Source organism: Candidatus Clostridium radicumherbarum (assembly GCF_045310525.1).
Lineage (GTDB): Bacteria > Bacillota > Clostridia > Clostridiales > Clostridiaceae > Clostridium_AT > Clostridium_AT radicumherbarum.
In genome coordinates this window covers 830,607-851,018 of the sequence record NZ_JBJHZY010000001.1, presented here as the reverse complement: position 1 = coordinate 851,018, position 20,412 = coordinate 830,607, and the positions used below count along the sequence as shown (strand labels likewise).

Below are 20,412 nucleotides of genomic sequence, written 5' to 3'. Positions count from 1 at the left end.
GCTTTGGCTCCGCCCACTGGGTAACTTAAGATGTTCGCATCCGCTCACAAGTTACCCGTTAAAGCCCATTTAGGGCTTTGGCTCCGCCCACTGGGTAACTTAAGATGTTCGCATCCGCTCACAAGTTACCCGTTAAAGCCCATTTAGGGCTTTAACCTCCATATTAAAAGGTTTTTTTACTTAATATCCCCTCAGATACAGAATATACACCAGCATTATATATCTGCAAAAATTGTCCATCATATTGTATTTCTTTATTTTCTGAAATATTATAAACTATACCCTTAAGATTATCATTAGTATAAATTTTACCATTGCTTGTAACATATATATCTTCAGCCTTTGCAGGATTTTTCAGATCTATACTTTTCCAGTTACTTGTACTTTCATTTATATTTCCATAGTATATCTTTGTAATATTACCGCCTTCTCGTTTACCTATATATAAATTATCCTCTTCATCAGTGGCAAGAAGAGCTGGGCTTGTTACACCTTTTATACTTATAGGATTTTGGATACCAGTAACATATATTTTATGATATGTTAAATTCTCGTAGGCCATTCTTGAATCAGTTCTAAAGGTTACTATATTACCAGTAAAATAGCTATTAATCTTTAGTTTATTCATTCGAGCCATTACATCTATGGAATAAATACTATTTCTGCTTCCACTGTGTCCAATCTTAGCGTATATCATATTTGTAATAGCACTAAATTCTAAATCCTGAACTTCTGACTGTTTATCTGGTAAGGAAATAAATACTGGATTACCCTTATTATCATTATTTATATCTATTTTTTTATCCTTTTGAGGCTCATATCTTGATAACTTTATTGAATCACCATTTGAAGTAGTCTTTTTTTCAGCAATTAACAGATTATCAACATCTGCCTGCCATTTATAATAGGATAATTTTATATTTTGATCAAAGTTTACTTCTTTTAATTCTCCTGTCTGGGTGTTAACTACTTTCAAAACCTCATTTTCATAATAAGCTAAATATTTTCCATCAAAGGAAACGCTTAATTTTGTTGCACTACTTGGTACATTTATTTTTACATTTTTTACAACAACTTTTTTACTATCATCTACCTTTTTAGCTTGGAAATTCGTTTCAGTTACGAAATAATATTTATCTAAATATAAAAGTACAGAAGACTGTAAAATCAAAGAAATTACAATCCAAGTAACTATCCTTTTAAAGTTATTCATAATTCCCTCCTTGAATAAGTTATAACTTATCTCTCAACGTATACAGCAGTGGCTACAGACCTTTCCCCTAGTGGATCACTAGGATTACTAATAACTTCTCCGTCATAATACATGGTAGAAGAAGATCCTCCATCAAGATTTGTAGCATTCCATGCACCAAACTGATGCATTATCTGCTGAACGTCCTGAAGGCTGGCCCCAAGCTTTATACCTTGCCTACCGTCAATAACAAGCAGTAATATTGTTCCGTCTTGTTTCTGTCCAATAGCAGTTCTTGGATTTGGTCCTGCATCTAATCCCTTTTGGAGTTGACCATTAACAATAAGAGCTGGTCCAAAGGCAATTGCTTGAGTTGCTTTTTCCTTTTTTAAGTCGGTAAGACTTTTTTGTCCAACTATTAAGTGGCCATCACTTGACATAGCCATAACGCTTGTTTTTTCGTTTTCAGACATATCATTATATATTACATTTCCATTAGAAATAACAAAACCTAATGGAGTTCCTCCTGTTCCAGCCCAAACTTTACCATCAGAGGATTTATCAGTGAAACCTCCTCCGTTAATTGCTGCTATGGCATTATTATTTTCAGCTATCTGGCTTGTTCTTTGTCCTTCTTTACCAAGTTTTTTCGTATAGCCAACTTTGATTCTAGATGGATCTTTTATTTCCAGCATGTAGGCACCAGACCATTTTTTCCCTGGAATATCGTATCTTGTAATTGTATCGTCATGGCTACTAGAAATCTTGACATCATTTAGCTGCTCATCAGCAGTACTTCCGGTAGTCCATGAGCCTAAATTATTTGCATCTCTATTTAATATTTTGCTAATACTGTCTTTTGAAAGGAAAGTAGTAGCTAAATATTGATGAGTTTTAGTCTGCATTATTGCACTGACCATTGATTTTTTCACATTTTGAAAAGGCCCATAATAAAGGAGAAATGGCCCAGTTACACCAGTAAAAATTATTTCAAATATAATGAACATTATTAAAAATTTCCATGAAAATTTTTTCTTCGTTTCTTTCTTATTACCTTTACCCTTAGTAGTCATTTTCAGTAACATCCTTTCTCTTTTCTACATATTTATATATACTATGTGATTTTCGCTTTATCTTTCATACAAATACATTAATAATTCTACTATAAAACAATCCAATTTAAAATAGTATTTCTAAAGTAAATATGTAAAAGAATTTTAAATTCTTATTAAATTTGTAAATTAAAAAGAGGTTGCTTAAAACAACCCCTAAAACTTATCATAATCTTTTTGAGGATTCATAGGCTAAAGGTGATCTTTCACACTCATCGTATTTTAAGCTCACCTGACAACACAGCTCGCTTCCCTTCATTCTTTCAGCTGCGTAACATAACCCGTTAGATCTTGAATCTAAGAAAGGCTGGTCTATTTGCTCAGGATCCCCAATTAGTATAAGCTTTGTTCCTTCTCCTACCCTTGTTATTATAGCCTTTACCTGTTTTGGAGATAAATTTTGTGCTTCATCAATTATTACCCAATTTTTCACAATAGACCTTCCTCTTAAATAAGCTACGGCTTCAGTAGTTATTATCTTTCTATCAAATAATTCTCTAACCTTATCATCTAATTCTTTTTCATTTTTGTACCTTTCCTTTTCATCTGAATCCACAAGTATTTGAAGATTATCAAAAATAGGTCTCATAAACGGAGATATTTTTTCCTGCTCGGTACCCGGTAAAAATCCTATATCTTCATCCATAGTAACATTAGGCCTGCATACCAAAATTTTTCTGTACTGACATGAATTTTCCTCCATCACCTTTTGAAGTCCAACTGCTAAGGAAAATAAAGTTTTTGCTGTTCCTGCAGGCCCTTTTATTATTACTAGAGGTACCTTATCTGCATCCATATATAAAGCTTCTAGAATAAATTTTTGGCCTACATTTCTTGCTGCTATTCCTAGTGGATTCATTTCTTTAAATAATAGAGGTATAACTAACTTTCCATCATATCTGCCTAAGGCACTTTTTCTTGGATTATTTATAGCATGTATGATTAAAAACTGATTTATTATAAGTTCAGGTAAGTAATAATCATCTTCTTCTGCTCCGTAGCACAGTAAATCCTCTGCTTCCATATATTTTTTTTGATAAAACTCATCTATTTTTTCTGATGCAGTAAAAACTTCTATTCTTCCAGTATATTGACTTTCATATTCTGGTACTAGTTCTTCATAGAAATCATCTGAATCAATGTCTACAATATCAGCTTTTATTCTCTCAAATATGTCCTTGGTAATTAAACAAACCTCATTCCCCTTCTCCATTAAGCCCTTGCAGACCTGTATTATTCTATTATCTGCCTTATGCCTGCTCCAGGACTGAGGAATTTCAGTATCAAAATGATTCATTTCCACCCTCAGCTTCCCTCCGCTTGGAAGCTCAATGCCCTTGTTAAGCTTACCTTCTTTCCTTAGCTTATCTAAAATTCTAGCAGCATGTCTAGCATTGGAACCTAAATCACTTTTATCCTTTTTAAAAGAGTCCAGTTCCTCCAAAACCACCTCAGGAATTACAACATCATTGTTGCCAAATGAGAAAAGTGCGTTTGGCGAATACAAAATGACATTTGTATCTAATACATAGGTTTTTTTCAAAATATTGTCCTCCTTTACATCAGGCATAATAATTAAGTATTGAGAAAAATATATATTATTAATATAATATGATTAGTTGCTAATTTGTGTATTAATATACTGTTAAAAAATAATATGCTTTAATTATCAAAACTATGATTCAAGTGAGTTTTCTTTGACAAAGAATAATATTTATTATATAATATAACTAATTACTTAATAAGGATGTGAACCAATGGATAATTTGACTGAAGTTTTTAAAGATAAGAAGCTAAAACTAACTCCTCAGAGGATCGCAGTATACAAATATCTTAAAGCTACAAAAGAGCACCCATCAGCTGAAGTTATTTATAAAGCCCTTCAACCTGAATACAGTACAATGAGCTTAGCTACAGTTTACAAAGCTCTTAAAACGCTTGTTGAAGTTGGATTGATTCAGGAATTAAATGTAGGAGAAGGAAACTTCAGATACGACGGTAATATGTGTGATCATTCTCATATACAATGCTTAAGCTGTGGTAGAGTTGATGATATAGAAGGCTTCTGCTTATCCGATTTAAATCAGACCATTAAATCTCATACAGATTATGAAGTTTTAACTAATCAAGTATACTTTTACGGGTTATGCAAAGGATGTCAAAATAAACCTACTAATAATTACGAAGAATAATATTTTTATTTGGAAAATAAAAGATATGTAGAAATAATCCTACATATCTGTTTTTTTATTTATAAGCTTCATTAATTATATCCTGCCACTCATTGCCAGTATATTTTCCCTGCAATATATTATCTATTTTACCTGAAATAATGCTGTGAAGTTTATTAGGCAGACTATAAGTATAAATTATACTATTATCATCTCCTAAAGACAAATGCTTAGCAACAACCTGGGAGGTACCAACTAGATTTTCATTTGTTTTTTTACTGCTAGTAATATAATCTTTTTTACTTAACATTTTCTGAGTTTCATCACTTATTACATATTTTACAAATTTGCCCGCCTCTTCAGAGTTTTTCCCATTTGAAGGCATGCATATTAGACTATTTACTATTACTGGTATATTTTCTTTCTTATTTGGAGTAACAATATAATTTTCTATTAAGCTGACATTCTCATCTTTAATTTTATTAAAGTAATAGGAATAACTAATTACCAATGGTATATTACCCTTTGCTAAGGCAGTAAAGCTGCTGTCATTACCAAGTTCAAATAAATTTTTATTAATGGAGCTAATCTTTACCATATTATTTATAGAACTGAAAATAGTTTGCATATCATTAAGTCTTCTATATTCATCCTTACTGTCATAAATTGAATCTAATCTTGGAATTTTTATTGTATTGCTTGCTATAATAGAAGATAACATTAAGTTTATATCTAGGTCTTCTGGGACTACCACAGGAATTTTCACATTGTTATCATTTAGCCTTTTTGCAATATTCAAAATGTCTTTAATATTTGTAAGTGGTGTTATTCCAAGTTTATTAAGTGCATCAGAATTATAATATACTTCAAAAGAGAAAGGTAGTATTGATATACCATAATATTTGTCACTTACTCTGCCATAAGAAGGAATAATATTATAAAATTTATCATTAATTTTATTTTTTTCGTAATATTGTGCCATGTCACTTATTAAACCCTTTTCTGACAGTTCGATCATTGTGTTTCTTGATGTTATTATTAAATCTGCCATTGTGCCTTTACTTATGTCGCTTGCTATATTATCTGCTCCGAGCACATCATTTATTTTAAGTTTAGCATCTGGATTTTCTTTTTTATATTCATCAGTCAAGAATTTTATTATATTAATAGCACTTTTATCTTTAAGGTCAATATAGATGTTTAAATTTTTTTCATTATTATCTTTATTCTTTTTCTGACATGATAAGCATGGAAAAACAAAAATAATAACTAATATGATAATAAATATATTTTTACTTTTCAACGTTACTTACCTCCTTTCCTCATTTCCATCGCTAATTAACCTTTTAATATAAATTATATTTATTTTATGTAAAATAATTAAATATATAATTGCTTCATATAATTAAAGTGGAGGTGAATTATATGAAATTTAGGGTAATTTTTCTAAAGAAAAAACATATCTACTATATTATTTTATCAATAATACTAATCATCTTATTTATTATTCTTCTTTTTACTAAGAAAACAACTGAAACCTTTAACACCTTAGTTAGTAATAACAAGATGATACAAGCAGATTTAACTGGTGATGGCAAAAAAGATATACTTTATATTAAAACCGAAAAGGACAAGTATTACTTGGAAGTAAATACAGGAGATAAAAGTTTTTATCTAGAGCCTGATAAAAAGCTTGCTACAACAGGTATTTACGATGAGTTTAATCCTCTTAAGATAACTCTAATGGATATTACAAGAGATAAAATTCCTGAGATTTTTATTCAGTCTAACCAAAAGGATACTTCGCTGCAGCACATATTTTTCTGGAACGGAAGTAAATTCAATGATATTTTTTGCAGTTCCAACAACATCATAGGCTTCTGCGACAGCAGTAATAATAAAACGCCAAAATTTCTAACAGGAAAAATTGTAGGAAATAAAATAGAACTATCTAGCTATATGTTTATGTATGATAAAGGTAAACTTGAGAATATTGTATTCAACTACAAAGATAATTTTTTAGGAAAAGATACAATATATTCCTTTATTAAATACATAGAAGGTCTGCCTCAGAGCGAGTCTAATAGTCCTGCAAATATATTTTATCCTGGTTTAAATGGACAAGATCTTTCAGTAATTGGGAGACTAGCTGGTGAACAAAATACATATTCCTTCCAAAACAGCGTATTTAAGGATAGTAAGTCAGATAAAAATGGAATAATCACCGATGTTACCTGGACTCTAAACTTTAAAGCAGTTTCAAATATTAGCATAGGCAAAACAAGAAATTATACCTTAAATGTTTACTTAAGACCTGAGGGAAAGTCAGATGATTCAAATTATTTCAAAATAATTGCTATAACATTAAATTAATATCTATAAAACAAAAGGGACCGTTATTCACGGTCCCAAGGGGGATGGGGGGTTCTAACATACAATTAAAATTAATATTTTATTGTATGCTTTGGAGATGTTATCTCCATTTACATTATTAATATTGACAAACATCGAAGATTTTATACATAAAAAAATTTATTATTTTTTAAAATATATAAGCACAAATTTTTTTATATTCTAATTTTTGTTTTATATATTTTTAAATGTAATATTATTTTAGATAAAAGGAGTGATCATTATAATGTTTAGCGATAAAGAAAGAAATACCAATAAAATTGAGACACTAATTGGAGAAAGATGTAAAATAATAGGCTCACTACAGGGTGAAGGCTTAATAAAAATAGACGGCTTTATTGAAGGTGATATAACTTGGCAGGATGATGTTATAGTAGGTGAAACTTCCTACTGCAAAAGCACAATCACTTGTAAAAATGCTTTAATAAATGGTAAAGTAGAAGGCAATGTTATATGTGAGAGCGCCTTAAATTTAGAAGCTAACGGTAAAATAACAGGAGATCTCACGGTGAAAAACTTAATTGTAAAGGAAGGCGGATCCTTTGAAGGTAAATGTACTATGCTTGTAAGTAAAAGAATAGAAGAAGTCCTTGAATAAAAATAATGGAGGGGCTAGCCCCTCCATTATTTTATATTAAACTATCTTTTGCATGGATTGCAGCAGGAAAGATAGAATAAAGCTATGATGAATAATATGCCATTATCCACTAAAGATCCTTCTCTGTCTCCTATTCCTTCAGTTCCTGTAAGTCCTAATATTCCTGTTCTGTTAAATTGTAGGATTATTAGAATTAGTATAACTAAAGTTGGAAAACTGCAGCAGCAATTGCTAAGACCTTTTTCATCATAACTACACTCGTTTCTGTGCTTTCTACTCATATGAACCCCCCCTTTCTTGGGCAATGGTTTAAAGTAATCTAATTTTTAACTTTTGTATTTTAATAATTTTAGTTTTTGTTTAAGCTTAATTCTGTTGTTGTTTGGGATATATGGATTTCTGCTGTAGCCTTTTGGGCATTGAATTCCTTTGTTATTATTTAACTCTAGTCCATAGTAGATAACACTCAAATAAGCTGTCTTAGGTTAATTTATGCTTAAATAAACAGCTATTAGTATATTTATCTCTGAAAAGTCAGCTGCTTATTAAAGTTTCTATTTTTTCATTATCTGGCTTATATTAAAGAGCTGAATAATTGAATCGATAAGTTGAGATCTTTCTGCATTTACTAAAGGTTTCATTGCATTTAAAAGTTCAACGCTTCTAATGTTGCCAATTTGATTTCCCTTGCCTCCTTGACCATTATTAGAGCCTGAAAACATATTTTTAAATTGATTAATATCTACGTTGTTTAATAATCCTGATAATTGATTAGGATTCATATTATTTAATAAACTTCCAATGTTATTTAAATCTAAATTATTTATATCAAAGCCATTATTAGTATTATTAGAATTATTATGTTTTTTTCTTTGCTTAGACATATAATCACCCCTTATGTTATGGAGGGGCTAAGTAGCCCCCCAATTTTTAATACTCTCTGCAAGGATTGCAGCATGCAAGGAAGAACAGTGCAATTATGAACAGAATGCTATTGTCTATTAAGTTATTGCTTCCAAATATTGTCTGTTGTGGTTTTGATGTTCCACAATCTTCCTCTGAAGCTATAGGTGAAGTGATACCAAAGAAATCTCTTCTCCTATTAAACTGAAGAATTATCAGTATAAGAATGATTAAAGTAGAGAAATCACAGCAGCAATTTCCCATTCCAAAAAATGTATTTTTTTCCTCGCAATTTTCATTTCTTCTTCTACTCATTAATATATCCTCCTTCTCATTAAGGGCGCTATTTCACAGCCCAAGCTTTTTATTTTCCTGCTTATGCTTATAATTATACTTGTGCATCATCTGTGTCTACATTAATAATGTTGGTGTTTGCTCCTCCGTCGTTAAATAGGAATAGTACTGCAAAGATAATTAGAATAAACCATCCATTCCCCCCACCAAAGATGCCATCAAGTCCATTGTCATTTTCATCGCGGCAGTGGCGACGACGACGACGACATCTCTTGCAACAGCATTGGTTATTTGAACCTCCAAAGCCGAAACCGTCTCCTCCATTGAAGATAAAGAAGATAACAAAAATAATTACCCAAATAAATATATTATTATTTGATCTTCCATCTCCACAAAAGGCATTATTAGCATCTGTTATTCTAGTTACTGCAAGCTCTTGTGATAAACCGTTCATAATTTCTCTCCTCCTTTTAAGAAGATTATCCTATCTTTTGTTTTCTAATATATACTATTCTGTTAATAACTTTTTGACACAAAAAAATAAGCTGAGTACAAATAAATGTACTCAACTTATTTTTTGCTGCAGCATTAAAAGTGTATTAATACTATTAAAAAAGCAGTGATTAAAGACCGCGTACCAATAGCCTTTCTTTTCTATAAGATAGCAGTTAATAAGTCCTATTGTAATCATTACAGGCATAGATCTTAAATTAAAATGTACCATGGAAAAAATTATGCTGGAGAGAATTGCTGAAAAATATATGCCTATTTTAGGTTTAAATAACTTCTCAAATAAAAGCCATCTAAAAGTAAATTCCTCTACCACAGGCGCAAAGATTATCATAATTGGTATCATGTATATAAATTTATTAAGAGGTACCTTCATTAAATCCGTTACAATTTCCTGCTCCTTAAGGTTTAAATTGAAGTAATTTAAAATAATAGTTGTTGCTATTCCAAGTAAAATAGTAACCCCATAGGTTTCTATTGCATATTTTAAAGCCTTAAAAATCCTAACCTTACGAATATCGAAGTTAAATCTATAATAATCATGAATTTCTTCATTAATGTATCTAGATTCATAGCTTTCAAAATTTGCATTTTTTCTTAAGTATCTTATGCTTATGATGACAATTATGAAAGGTAATAGATTCTGAGTGCTTATTGAAAGAAGTAAATATGCAATACTTACTATTGTTAATAAAAATTTATTGATGCCTCTTTTAATAGAGCAGCTTAAAAAAAATATTAAAGGTGGTATGTATAAAAAAATAAATACTAGAATATTTTCAATATAATTCACTTTCCTCCTCCTTGCCTTTTATAAAAAAATATGTAAAGAAAGCATTTCTAAAAAATTAGAAATGCTTTCTATTTAATTATCTTAAAGATCTGAAAAGATAGTATCAATAAGTTCTTCTCTACCTTCTTTGTTTAAAGATGAAAAGAACATAATACCTTCATTTTTATTAAGCTCAAAGGTTTCTCTAATTAATTTTTCACTTTTAATAACTTCATTTTTAGTAAGCTTATCCTTTTTTGTAGCAACTATAACTGTTTCATGTCCGTAATGCTTTATCCACTTATACATCAATATGTCATCATTTGTTGGTTTATGCCTAGAATCTACTAGTAAAACTACCTTCTTTAATTGGGGTCTGTTTAAGAGATAAGTCTCTATAATTTTACCCCAATTTTCCTTCTCACTTTTTGAAACTTTTGCATAACCATATCCAGGTAGATCCACAAGATAGAAGGAGTTATTTATTAGAAAAAAATTTATTAGTCTTGTTTTTCCGGGCGTTCCACTGACTTTTGCCAAACTCTTTCTATTTGTAATACTGTTAATAATAGATGACTTACCAACATTAGATCTGCCAACAAAGGCTATTTCAGCTTTATCATCCATGGGATATTGAACTTTAGTCACTGCAGAAGTGATAAACTCAGATTGCTTTATCTCCATATTATTCCTCACTTATAAGCGCGTTATCAAGCACCACATCAATTTTATCAGCTAAAATGAATTTTAACTTATTTTTTATACTCTTAGGTATCTTCTGCAAGTCATTTTCATTTTCTTTAGGTATAATCACTGTATCAATACCAGCCCTAAAAGCAGCCAAGCTTTTTTCTTTTAGGCCACCAATTGGCAGAACCCTTCCTGTAAGGGTTATTTCACCTGTCATTGCTACATTGTGTCTTACTTTTTTAAGGCTTAAAGCTGATATCATAGCCGTAATCATAGTGACACCAGCTGAGGGACCATCCTTAGGAACTGCACCTTCAGGTACATGAATATGAATATCCTTCTCTTTATAGAAGGTTTCATCTATTCCATATTTTTTTGTATTCCCTCTTACATAGCTATAACCAGCTTTGGCAGATTCCTTCATAACATCACCAAGTTGTCCAGTAAGCTCTAATTTCCCATTACCTGGCATAACTGTTACTTCTACAGGTAATGTATCACCGCCATATCCAGTCCAAGCCATTCCAGTAACAACACCTATTTTATCTTCCTTTTGAATCTTATCATAGGTAAAACGGGCTGGACCAAGATATTTTTTGACTTGGGTTGTAGTTATATTAACAGTATTTTTATTTTCTTCAACCATTTCAGCAATACTTTTTCTAATTAAAGTTGCAAGAGTTCTTTCTAAGGTTCTAACACCCGATTCTCTTGTATAACTTTCGATAACATTATATAGAGCATTATCAGCAATATTAAGTATGCCATCATTAAGATTATGTTCCTTAATAAGTTTTGGCATTAAATGTTCCTTAGCTATATGAAACTTTTCTTCATAGGTATAGCCTGAAACTTCAATTACTTCCATTCTATCTAAAAGTGGTCTAGGAATAGTCTCTAAACTATTAGCTGTTGTTATAAATAAAACCTTTGATAAATCAAATTCTAATTCAAGATAATGATCTCTAAAAGTACTATTTTGCTCAGAATCTAAAACTTCTAAAAGTGCATCCGCAGGATCCCCTCTAAAATCATTGCTCATCTTATCTATTTCATCTAAGAGAAATAAAGGGTTCTTTGATTTTGCTTGTTTCATACCATATATTATGCGTCCAGGTATTGAGCCTACATAAGTCTTTCTGTGGCCTCTAATTTCAGCTTCATCCTTAACACCGCCAAGGGACATCCTAACAAAGTTTCTATTAAGTGCATGTGCTATTGATTTTGCAATGGAAGTCTTACCTACTCCTGGTGGTCCTACTAAACAGAGTATGGGCCCCTTTAAATTGTTACTCATATTTTTAACTGCAAGGTACTCAATAACTCTTTCCTTTACATCTTCTAGTCCATAGTGTTCCTTTTTAAGGATTTCTTTGGCTGATTTAATGTCTAGATTATCTTTTGTTTCATTATTCCAAGGAAGTTCTAAAATCCAATCTAAATAGGTTTTAATAACGCCACCCTCAGCTGAATAAGAACCACTACCCTTTAATCTATCTAATTCATATAGAGCCTTATCCTTTGCTGGTTTTGGCAGTTTTGCCTTATTTATTTTATTCTTATACCTATTAACTTCCTTTTTATCCTCGTCTTCCTCTCCAAGTTCTTCTTGAATTGCCTTTAACTGTTCTCTTAAATAATATTCTTTTTGACCTTTATCTATATTGCTCTTTACTTTTACCCCTATCTTTTTCTCAATTCTTAAAATATCAATTTCATTATTTAATATTAAAAGTAATTTTTCTAATCTCGAGGCAGTATCATAGGCATCTAAGAGTTCTTGTTTTTTATCACCCTTAAGCATTAAATAGGAGCTAATGACATCTGCTAATCTTCCTGGGATCTCCAAATCATCTAATGATATTAAAAGTTCTGTAGGCATATTCCCGGAAAACTTAATGTAATCGTCAAAGGCTTTCCTAACACTTCTAACAAGGGCCTCACATTTTTTATCATCAGAACATTCTTTATCGACTAATATCTCTACTTCTCCTTTAAAAAAAGGATCAGCCTCTGTGTATTTATTTATTCTGCCTCTATTTGTACCTTCTACTAATACCCTAACAGTATCCCCTGGAAGCTTTAATATCTGTTTTATAGTACAAATAGTTCCTATTTCATATATATCTGCTTCTTCAGGTTCCTCAATTTTTGCATCCTTTTGAGAAACCAAAAATATCTCCTGATTATTTATCATTGCATCTTCTAATGCAAGTATAGATTTTTCTCTGCCTACATCAAAATGCATAACCATATACGGAAATACAGTAATACCTCTTAAGGGAATTAGAGGAAGAATCTTTATTTCATTTTCCATTTTACTCCCCTCACTTATCAAATAAGATTAGACAGCCAAGTGTCTTGACATTTATTCAACCACACTTGGCTAGACTTAATATATTATACCCATAAAACATTGGATTTTCAATTATATTTTTTAAATATTTGTTAGGAAACAAAGGGCTTTGCAGTAAGGATATTATTATTTCCATCTATAGTTATAGGATTACTGCTGCTTTCATCTTTTATTAAAGCAATATCCAAAACCTCTCTAATATTACTAACTGCAATAATATTTGCCCCTTCAAATGCTGAAAAACTATCTTGCCAATTATCTTTAGGGATAATAATTTTTTTTGCTCCAGCTTTAACGGCAGCGGAAATTTTAGCATTTACTCCACCTATAGGCCTTACATTTCCGTGAAGTGAAATTTCTCCAGTCATTGCTACCTCATTATCCACAGGAATGCCTGTAATAGCACTATATATTGCTGTACTTATACTTATACCAGCTGATGGACCATCCACAGGGGATCCCCCTGGAAAATTAACATGAATATCATATTTTTCACAGTTTATATTCAGCACTTTCTCCAGTACTGTTATTACATTTTCAGCAGAACATTTTGCCATACTCTTTCTAACCATTTTTCTGTTAAAGCTGCTTATTTCTTCTTCTTCAACAATACCAGTAATTTTTATGGTACCTTTTCTAAATTTGCTTTTCATGGCTGTAGCTTCAATTTCCATTACTGCTCCCATATTTGCTCCGTATACAGCAAGGCCGTTTACAAACCCTATCTGCGGTTTATCATATACCTTCTTCTCGAGCCTTGGGGTGTATTGACCATTCTCAATAACCCATTCAACATCATCTATGTTAATTTCTGTTCTCTCGTCATTAATTGCTATGCCACAGGCCAATTGAATTAAATTAAGAGCATCTCTTCCATTACTTGCATATCTTCCAACCATCTCTTTTGCTTTTTCCTCTATCTTGAGGCCAACCTTATCTACAGAATTTTGCGCAATTTTTTCTATTTCATCAGGAAGGAGAGCCCTGAAAAAAATTTCTACACATCTTGACCTCAAGGCTGGAACTATTTCATCTGGATTTCTTGTAGTTGCACCTATTAGTCTAAAATCTGCTGGTAGACCATTATCAAAGATGTCTTTTATATATAATGGCATATTGTTGTCTTCGGAATTATAGTAGGCACTATCTAAAAACACCTTTCTATCTTCTAATACTTTCAGAAGTTTGTTCATCTCAATTGGATGTAGTTCACCAATTTCATCCAAAAATAAAACTCCACCATGAGCCTTAGTAACTGCTCCAGGTTTAGGTTGTGGAATACCAGCTACACCAAGCTGACCTGCACCTTGATAAATAGGGTCATGAACCGAACCAATAAGGGGATCAGCTATTCCTCTATCATCAAAACGCACTGTTGTAGCATCTATTTCAATGAACTTTGCATTTGCTTTAAAGGGAGAATTCATTCTTTTCTTTGCATCTTCTAATACCAATCTAGCAGCAGCAGTTTTGCCGATACCAGGAGGTCCATATATTATTACATGCTGAGGATTTGGGCCGCATAGTGCTGCTTGCAGGGCTTTTATTCCCTTTTCTTGACCAATTATTTCCTCAAAAGTAGAAGGTCTACTTTTTTCAGTAAGGGGTTCTGTTAGATTTATATTTCTTAGTTTTCTAAGTTTTTCCATTTCTTTTTTATTTTCTTTGTCAACAACAACTTTGCTGCTTTGTTGGCCTTTTAGGGCATTAAAAAAATATAAGCCCATAATAACTGTAACTAAAAGCTCAATAAATATTAAAAAATTCGTCATATAAAATCTGATTTAATTTTAAAAAACCTAAAACTAAACCTGTACCTCCCTTCAATATAAATAAATTTTATAAACTTATCCCTTGTTAGTATGCACAAGTTTAATCTAATATATTCCTTAATTTAGCAGATAAAAAGGAAAAAAGAGCAGAAAGTTTCTGCTCTTATGCTGATTCTATTCCTTTTTTATTTTTTGCTTTTTTTGAAGATTTTAAGGGAGTCCTCTTATCCCCTTCAGCTAGTTCAAGCTCTGGAGTCTTATTTTTTAGAGTTTCTTCATTAATAATTACCTTGGAAATCTCTTCTCTTGTAGGAACTTCAAACATAACATCTCTCATTATGTCCTCTATAATTGCTCTAAGCCCTCTTGCGCCAGTATTTCTTCTTATAGCTTCATCGGCTATTGCAAGTAATGCTTCCTCTTTAAACTCTAGCTGCACATTATCAATTTCGAAGAGTTTTTTATACTGCTTAACCAAAGCATTTTTTGGTTCTGTCAAAATACTCATTAATGCATTTTTGTCTAAGGACTGGAGAGTAACAACTATAGGTAATCTTCCAACAAATTCAGGAATAAGCCCAAATTTCAAAAGATCTCCTGGCATTATTTCTTTTAAGAGCTTCCCTATATCCTTTTCTGTTTTTGATTGTATTTCTGCACCAAAACCCATAGCACTTTGTCTTGTTCTTTTTTCTATAATTTTTTCAATTCCATCAAAAGCTCCGCCGCAAATAAAAAGTATATTTGTAGTATTAATCTGAATAAACTCCTGGTGCGGATGTTTTCTTCCACCTTGTGGAGGTACGGAAGCTACCGTTCCTTCAAGAATTTTCAGCAGCGCCTGCTGTACGCCTTCACCAGAAACATCTCTTGTTATAGATGGGTTTTCAGACTTTCTTGCTATCTTATCTATTTCATCAATGTAAATTATACCTTTTTCTGCTCTTTCAATGTCATAATCTGCATTTTGGATCAGCTTTAGAAGAATATTTTCAACATCCTCACCTACATAGCCAGCTTCAGTAAGTGTAGTAGCATCAGCAATAGCAAAAGGAACATTTAAAAACTTAGCTAGTGTTTGTGCCAATAAAGTCTTACCTGAACCAGTAGGTCCTAAAAGCAGAATATTGCTCTTTTGAAGTTCAATATCTTCAAAATCCATATTAGAATTTATTCTTTTATAGTGATTATAAACTGCAACTGCCAAGGCTTTTTTTGCATCTTCCTGACCTACTACATAGCCATCAAGATAGGTCTTAATTTCCATTGGTTTTGGAAGTGCACCAGTTTCAATCTGAATATTTTCATCAAACTCATCAGTAATTATTTCAGAACAAAGCTCAATGCATTCATCGCAGATATATACTCCTGGTCCGGCAATAAGCCTTCTTACCTGATCTTGATTTTTACCGCAAAAGGAACATTTCAATTGCTTTTTATCTTCATTTTTAGCCATACATTTCACCTCTTTAGGTTATTTCTTTTTAGTAATAACCTCATCAACTAACCCATAATTTTTTGCTTCTTCTGCAGTCATAAAGTTATCTCTTTCTGTGTCCTTTTCAATTTGTTCTAAGGGTTTCCCTGTTCTTTCTGATAATATTTTGTTAAGATTTTTCTTTATCTTTAAAATTCTATCAGCATGAATCCCTATATCTGTAGCCTGCCCTTGGAAACCACCTAATGGCTGATGAATCATAATTTCACTGTTAGGTAGTGCATATCTCTTTCCTGGTGCACCAGCTGTAAGTAAAAAGGCACCCATGGATGCAGCCATTCCTACGCAAATAGTTGAGACATCAGGCTTAATGTACTGCATTGTATCATAAATAGCCATACCTGCAGTAATAGATCCTCCAGGACTATTTATGTAAAGATAAATGTCCTTGTCTGGATCTTCACCTTCTAAAAACAGCAGCTGGGCAACAATTAAACTTGCAGTAGTATCATTTACTTCTTCGCCTAAAAATATTATTCTATCCTTTAACAATCTTGAATAAATGTCATAGGATCTTTCGCCTCTATTAGTCTGTTCTATAACCATTGGAACCAAACTCATAAAATCTCCTCCTTATAAAACTATATTTTTATAAAATTAATTGCCAGAAATATCTCTGGCAATTAGCTACCCTTTATACTATGCAATAGCCTTGCTATTATCAACTAGTAATTTTATTACTTTTTCATTAACTACATCAAGCTTTAAGTAATCCTTCTGAGCATTAAGTATTAATTCAGTAGTCTTATCTATATCTTTTTCACCATATTGCTTTGCAAGCTCAGCTGCTCTTTCTTTAAGTTCTTCTTCTGATGCTTCTACATTTTCTTCTTTTGCTATTTTTTCAAGAAGTAAATCAATCTTTACCCTCTTTTCAGCACTTTCCTTCATATATTCTCTAACTTTTTCTTCGTTTGTGTTAGTATATTGATAATATGAGTTAAGATCAAGTCCCTGATATTGCAATCTCATTTCAAGATCTTTAATCATGTTGTCTATTTCTTTATTAATCATTGCTTCTGGAATCTCTACAGCTGCATTTGCACTTGCAGCATCTATAACAGCTTCTTCATATTCTCTCTTTGCTCTCATATCATTAGATTCTTGAAGCTTTTTCCTTGAATCAGCCTTTAATTCGTCTAAAGTGTCAAATTCTGAAACTTCTTTAGCAAATTCATCGTCAAGGACTGGAAGTTCTTTAACTTTTCTCTCTTTTATTGTAACTTCAAATACAGCTGGTTTGCCATTTAAGTCCTCTTTACCGTAGTTTTCAGGGAACTTAACATTAACATTTTTAGTTTCTCCAATCTGCATTCCTATAAGCTGTTCTTCAAAGGTATCTATAAATGTACCTGAACCAATTTCTAAGGAATAATCTTTAGCCTCTCCGCCTTCAAAGGCAATACCATCTACATAACCTTTAAAGTCAATAATAGCTATATTTCCATTTTCAACAGTTCCTTCAGTCATGCTTTCAATTCTAGCATTTTTTTCCTGCATGTTTTTAATCTGATTTTCAATTTCTTCTTCACTTACAGTATATTCTACTTTCTTAACTTCTACGCCTTTATACTCTCCAAGTTCAATTTCAGGATATACAGTTATATCAGCAGTGTATATAAAATCTTTACCCTCTTCAATTTGAACTATATCAATGTTTGGATAATCTACTGGTCTAATATTATTTTCTTTTATTGCTACAGGATATGTATCATCACAGCAGAAGTTGATAGCATCTTCGAAAAATACTCCGTCTCCATAGTATCTTTTTATAATATGAATTGGAGCCTTACCTTTTCTAAATCCAGGAATATTAAATTTCTTAGCATTCTTTGCATAAGATTTCTTCAAAGCCTCATTAAACTTTTCAACTTCTACAGTTATTTCAAGTTTAACGGCATTTTTTTCTATTTTTTCTACTTTAACGTTCATTGTACTTTCCTCCTAAAATGAATAAATCCTATGTAAGCTCTCTGATTCTTTTCAGTAAGCCTTACTTATTAGTCAATTTATAAACTTTATATTTCTACAAAATAAATATATTTAACCACAACATTATAACATACCACTTTGTAAATTTACAAATATTTATATAAATTTCTTGCATAATAATTATATCATAAAGGATAAAGTTTACAAGAAATTTTTATTATTACTAGCTTTTCAAATCTTATTCTGAAATTACTATTGATTTTCCATTATACATTATAAACTTCGTATTGTTATCTATTGATATTTCAAGACCTTTAGGTGTTATATTCCCAAATTTAACATTGTCACCGCCTAATTTTTCATACAAGATGTGATCATTTCTATCTTTTATTTTGTTGTCATTAATATTAAAAATCCATACATATTTTGTTGTTCTCTTATCAAACCAGGGTACCTGAGATATATATGCTACATAATTATCATCTATAAACTTAGGAGATGAACACCAAATATAGCCTGGTTTTGATGCTAATACAGCATCTTTAGGTAAAATACCTCCTGAGGAGGAAATATATTTTGAATCATTTATCTTATTTACACTTCCATCAATAGTGATTTTAAACATACTTTGTGTACTGTTTTCCAGCACTATCATAGTTGTACCTGAGGGACTTATGCTGCTGCTGACAGGTGCATCTAAAGGAGTTATGTATTTAAACATATTTTTGCCATCTTTGTTTTCGTAAACTGCTTGAATTTTAGTACCATTACTTAAATTGACTTCTATAGTTTTTTCTGTTGTACTATTAGATGAGGCTTCTGGTATTTTTGTTTCTTTACTTGAAACATTTTCATTGCTTTTAATTACCTTATCATTTTTATTTGATTTATTAATAATACTAAAAAATTTACTGTTTCTTATATAATCATACTTATTATAAACATAAGCCTTAAGGCTGCTACTAAAAAAGATCACCAAAATTGCCATTACAAAAATTATAACTACAGTAATAGTTCTTTTTTTTCTTTTTCTTCTACGTTTATTATAATCACTACTAAAGATACTTACTTTTCCCAAAAGTATCCTCCTTTCAGCGGTCACACTTAGCAATTAAGCTCTCTCGTTCCACTCGATAATTGCTCGTAAATGTCCATTTAGGACATTTTCCTCCTTCGTCGGAACACTGAGCAATTAAGCTCTCTCGTTCCACTCGATAATTGCTCGTAAATGTCCATTTAGGACATTTACCTCCTTACAGCTAAACAACTTGCTTTCTTATAAACAGCATCATAGTCTATTTATTATGTCACAAAATAGTTTTGTAAATTCAATTTTTTAAATAATTTTAGCAATTTTTGAATTTGATTTACAATTAATACGAATTTTGGATTTTGCTTTTACTTCCTGTTTTAATTTTATATATAATTTACTATAATTTGCAAGTAAATATAAAAAAAAATAAAATAAATGTTGTATATTCTGCATATTATATATATATATTTATGTAGCTCATTGTTAAATTGACAAGGTTAGTAAAAAATATTAAACTGTTTTTATATTACATATTTATATACCACTGTAATTAGTTATCTAGTATTTTGATTTAAGGAGAAAAATAAATGGAAAATGATGATAACATTAAAAAGAAACCAACTAAAGAAAAATCCCAAATTAAAGATTATATTATTTCCATAGTCATTGCCATATTAATTGCACTTACTTTTAGAAATTATGTTTTTGCAAGAGCGGATGTTGAAGGTGAATCTATGTATTCCACCTTAAATAATAAGGATGTATTATTCGTAGAAAAGCTCAGCCTTTTGACACATAGTATAAGTAAAGGACAAATTATTATTTTTGATTCCCAAAACCCCACACATGATATTTACGTTAAAAGAGTTATAGCTACAGCAGGGGATCAAATTGAGGTTAAAAATGGAAAGGTGTATATAAATAATAAAGAAATAAATGAACCTTATTTAGATAAAAATATAATAACAAACCCCGGTCCATTTTTGACTGAAAATCAGCTTTATACCATAAAACCCGGCTACATTTTTGTTATGGGTGACAATAGAGGGGACAGCGTAGACAGTAGAATTCTGGGACCCATATCTATAAATGATATAAAGGGCCATGTAATTTTACGAGCTTACCCTTTTAATACTATGAGATTCTTTTAAAAAATTTGGCAGAAAA

The 20,412-nt window shown here is 31.2% G+C and carries 20 protein-coding genes; 4 read left to right on the top strand and 16 right to left on the bottom strand.

Annotated features, from left to right (window positions below; all coding sequences use genetic code 11):
• Positions 1-163: 163 nt before the first annotated feature.
• The 3 genes from ACJDUH_RS04095 to ACJDUH_RS04085 all read right to left on the bottom strand — a co-directional run bounded on the left by ACJDUH_RS04095 (position 164) and on the right by ACJDUH_RS04085 (position 3,847).
• Positions 164-1,213 (bottom strand): hypothetical protein, encoded by a 1,050-nt coding sequence (locus tag ACJDUH_RS04095; protein ID WP_406763883.1) that lies wholly within the window; start codon positions 1,211-1,213, stop codon positions 164-166.
• A 26-nt stretch (positions 1,214-1,239) separates the two neighbouring features.
• Positions 1,240-2,265 carry a phosphodiester glycosidase family protein gene (locus tag ACJDUH_RS04090; protein ID WP_406763882.1) on the bottom strand — a complete coding sequence of 342 codons (1,026 nt, stop codon included), beginning with the start codon at positions 2,263-2,265 and terminating at the stop codon, positions 1,240-1,242.
• A 205-nt stretch (positions 2,266-2,470) separates the two neighbouring features.
• The gene (locus tag ACJDUH_RS04085; RefSeq protein ID WP_406763881.1) at positions 2,471-3,847 is read right to left on the bottom strand and encodes a PhoH family protein; all 1,377 of its coding nucleotides are present in this window, start codon (positions 3,845-3,847) and stop codon (positions 2,471-2,473) included.
• Positions 3,848-4,061: 214 nt separating this feature from the next.
• Between ACJDUH_RS04085 and perR the strand changes: the two genes are divergently transcribed.
• Positions 4,062-4,496 (top strand): transcriptional regulator PerR, encoded by a 435-nt coding sequence (gene perR / locus ACJDUH_RS04080; protein WP_406763880.1) that lies wholly within the window; start codon positions 4,062-4,064, stop codon positions 4,494-4,496.
• Between the two features lie 55 nt (positions 4,497-4,551).
• Here the strand turns inward: perR and ACJDUH_RS04075 are convergent, their stop codons facing one another.
• Positions 4,552-5,778: an ABC transporter substrate-binding protein gene (locus ACJDUH_RS04075; RefSeq protein ID WP_406763879.1), complete on the bottom strand. Its 1,227-nt coding sequence runs from the start codon at positions 5,776-5,778 to the stop codon at positions 4,552-4,554.
• 122 nt (positions 5,779-5,900) lie between these two features.
• Between ACJDUH_RS04075 and ACJDUH_RS04070 the strand changes: the two genes are divergently transcribed.
• Together ACJDUH_RS04070 and ACJDUH_RS04065 are read left to right on the top strand one after the other, a co-directional pair.
• Complete coding sequence (locus tag ACJDUH_RS04070) at positions 5,901-6,848, top strand: FG-GAP repeat domain-containing protein (RefSeq protein WP_406763878.1); 948 nt, start codon at positions 5,901-5,903, stop codon at positions 6,846-6,848.
• Between the two features lie 265 nt (positions 6,849-7,113).
• Entirely contained in the window at positions 7,114-7,485 is a 372-nt protein-coding gene (locus tag ACJDUH_RS04065) for a bactofilin family protein (RefSeq protein WP_406763877.1), read from the top strand.
• A gap of 41 nt (positions 7,486-7,526) precedes the next feature.
• Here ACJDUH_RS04065 and ACJDUH_RS04060 read toward each other — a convergent pair whose 3' ends face one another.
• The 12 genes from ACJDUH_RS04060 to ACJDUH_RS04005 form a co-directional block, all read right to left on the bottom strand.
• Positions 7,527-7,766 (bottom strand): hypothetical protein, encoded by a 240-nt coding sequence (locus tag ACJDUH_RS04060; RefSeq protein ID WP_406763876.1) that lies wholly within the window; start codon positions 7,764-7,766, stop codon positions 7,527-7,529.
• A gap of 273 nt (positions 7,767-8,039) precedes the next feature.
• Positions 8,040-8,369 carry a hypothetical protein gene (locus ACJDUH_RS04055; RefSeq protein WP_406763875.1) on the bottom strand — a complete coding sequence of 110 codons (330 nt, stop codon included), beginning with the start codon at positions 8,367-8,369 and terminating at the stop codon, positions 8,040-8,042.
• Positions 8,370-8,415: 46 nt separating this feature from the next.
• Positions 8,416-8,703, bottom strand: coding sequence for a hypothetical protein (locus tag ACJDUH_RS04050; RefSeq protein WP_406763874.1), 288 nt, complete (start codon positions 8,701-8,703; stop codon positions 8,416-8,418).
• Positions 8,704-8,776: 73 nt separating this feature from the next.
• Complete coding sequence (locus ACJDUH_RS04045; RefSeq protein WP_406763873.1) at positions 8,777-9,136, bottom strand: hypothetical protein; 360 nt, start codon at positions 9,134-9,136, stop codon at positions 8,777-8,779.
• A 111-nt stretch (positions 9,137-9,247) separates the two neighbouring features.
• Positions 9,248-9,985 (bottom strand): CPBP family intramembrane glutamic endopeptidase, encoded by a 738-nt coding sequence (locus ACJDUH_RS04040; RefSeq protein ID WP_406763872.1) that lies wholly within the window; start codon positions 9,983-9,985, stop codon positions 9,248-9,250.
• Positions 9,986-10,066: 81 nt separating this feature from the next.
• Complete coding sequence (yihA, locus tag ACJDUH_RS04035) at positions 10,067-10,648, bottom strand: ribosome biogenesis GTP-binding protein YihA/YsxC (protein ID WP_406763871.1); 582 nt, start codon at positions 10,646-10,648, stop codon at positions 10,067-10,069.
• A gap of 1 nt (position 10,649) precedes the next feature.
• Entirely contained in the window at positions 10,650-12,971 is a 2,322-nt protein-coding gene (lon, locus tag ACJDUH_RS04030; protein WP_406763870.1) for an endopeptidase La, read from the bottom strand.
• Positions 12,972-13,102: 131 nt separating this feature from the next.
• Positions 13,103-14,782 carry an ATP-dependent protease LonB gene (gene lonB / locus ACJDUH_RS04025; protein ID WP_406763869.1) on the bottom strand — a complete coding sequence of 560 codons (1,680 nt, stop codon included), beginning with the start codon at positions 14,780-14,782 and terminating at the stop codon, positions 13,103-13,105.
• 163 nt (positions 14,783-14,945) lie between these two features.
• On the bottom strand, positions 14,946-16,238 hold the full coding sequence (clpX, locus tag ACJDUH_RS04020; protein WP_406763868.1) for an ATP-dependent Clp protease ATP-binding subunit ClpX: 1,293 nt from the start codon (positions 16,236-16,238) through the stop codon (positions 14,946-14,948).
• 18 nt (positions 16,239-16,256) lie between these two features.
• The gene (gene clpP / locus ACJDUH_RS04015) at positions 16,257-16,841 is read right to left on the bottom strand and encodes an ATP-dependent Clp endopeptidase proteolytic subunit ClpP (RefSeq protein WP_406763867.1); all 585 of its coding nucleotides are present in this window, start codon (positions 16,839-16,841) and stop codon (positions 16,257-16,259) included.
• A gap of 78 nt (positions 16,842-16,919) precedes the next feature.
• A complete protein-coding gene (gene tig, locus ACJDUH_RS04010) occupies positions 16,920-18,212 on the bottom strand; it encodes a trigger factor (RefSeq protein ID WP_406763866.1) in 1,293 nt (430 codons plus the stop codon).
• 238 nt (positions 18,213-18,450) lie between these two features.
• Positions 18,451-19,290 (bottom strand): hypothetical protein, encoded by an 840-nt coding sequence (locus ACJDUH_RS04005; protein ID WP_406763865.1) that lies wholly within the window; start codon positions 19,288-19,290, stop codon positions 18,451-18,453.
• A gap of 542 nt (positions 19,291-19,832) precedes the next feature.
• Here ACJDUH_RS04005 and lepB point away from each other — a divergent pair.
• A complete protein-coding gene (gene lepB / locus ACJDUH_RS04000) occupies positions 19,833-20,396 on the top strand; it encodes a signal peptidase I (protein ID WP_406763864.1) in 564 nt (187 codons plus the stop codon).
• The last annotated feature ends 16 nt before the right edge of the window (positions 20,397-20,412 follow it).

Bases quoted from the DNA above. Each gene is read 5' to 3' on its own strand.
- ACJDUH_RS04095 (WP_406763883.1), bottom strand. From the start codon at position 1,213: ATGAATAACTTTAAAAGGATAGTTACTTGGATTGTAATTTCTTTGATT.
- clpX (WP_406763868.1), bottom strand. From the start codon at position 16,238: ATGGCTAAAAATGAAGATAAAAAGCAATTGAAATGTTCCTTTTGCGGT.
- lonB (WP_406763869.1), bottom strand. From the start codon at position 14,782: ATGACGAATTTTTTAATATTTATTGAGCTTTTAGTTACAGTTATTATG.
- perR (WP_406763880.1), top strand. From the start codon at position 4,062: ATGGATAATTTGACTGAAGTTTTTAAAGATAAGAAGCTAAAACTAACT.
- lon (WP_406763870.1), bottom strand. From the start codon at position 12,971: ATGGAAAATGAAATAAAGATTCTTCCTCTAATTCCCTTAAGAGGTATT.
- ACJDUH_RS04090 (WP_406763882.1), bottom strand. From the start codon at position 2,265: ATGACTACTAAGGGTAAAGGTAATAAGAAAGAAACGAAGAAAAAATTT.
- ACJDUH_RS04060 (WP_406763876.1), bottom strand. From the start codon at position 7,766: ATGAGTAGAAAGCACAGAAACGAGTGTAGTTATGATGAAAAAGGTCTT.
- ACJDUH_RS04055 (WP_406763875.1), bottom strand. From the start codon at position 8,369: ATGTCTAAGCAAAGAAAAAAACATAATAATTCTAATAATACTAATAAT.
- ACJDUH_RS04045 (WP_406763873.1), bottom strand. From the start codon at position 9,136: ATGAACGGTTTATCACAAGAGCTTGCAGTAACTAGAATAACAGATGCT.
- lepB (WP_406763864.1), top strand. From the start codon at position 19,833: ATGGAAAATGATGATAACATTAAAAAGAAACCAACTAAAGAAAAATCC.
- tig (WP_406763866.1), bottom strand. From the start codon at position 18,212: ATGAACGTTAAAGTAGAAAAAATAGAAAAAAATGCCGTTAAACTTGAA.
- ACJDUH_RS04065 (WP_406763877.1), top strand. From the start codon at position 7,114: ATGTTTAGCGATAAAGAAAGAAATACCAATAAAATTGAGACACTAATT.
- clpP (WP_406763867.1), bottom strand. From the start codon at position 16,841: ATGAGTTTGGTTCCAATGGTTATAGAACAGACTAATAGAGGCGAAAGA.
- ACJDUH_RS04050 (WP_406763874.1), bottom strand. From the start codon at position 8,703: ATGAGTAGAAGAAGAAATGAAAATTGCGAGGAAAAAAATACATTTTTT.
- ACJDUH_RS04070 (WP_406763878.1), top strand. From the start codon at position 5,901: ATGAAATTTAGGGTAATTTTTCTAAAGAAAAAACATATCTACTATATT.
- yihA (WP_406763871.1), bottom strand. From the start codon at position 10,648: ATGGAGATAAAGCAATCTGAGTTTATCACTTCTGCAGTGACTAAAGTT.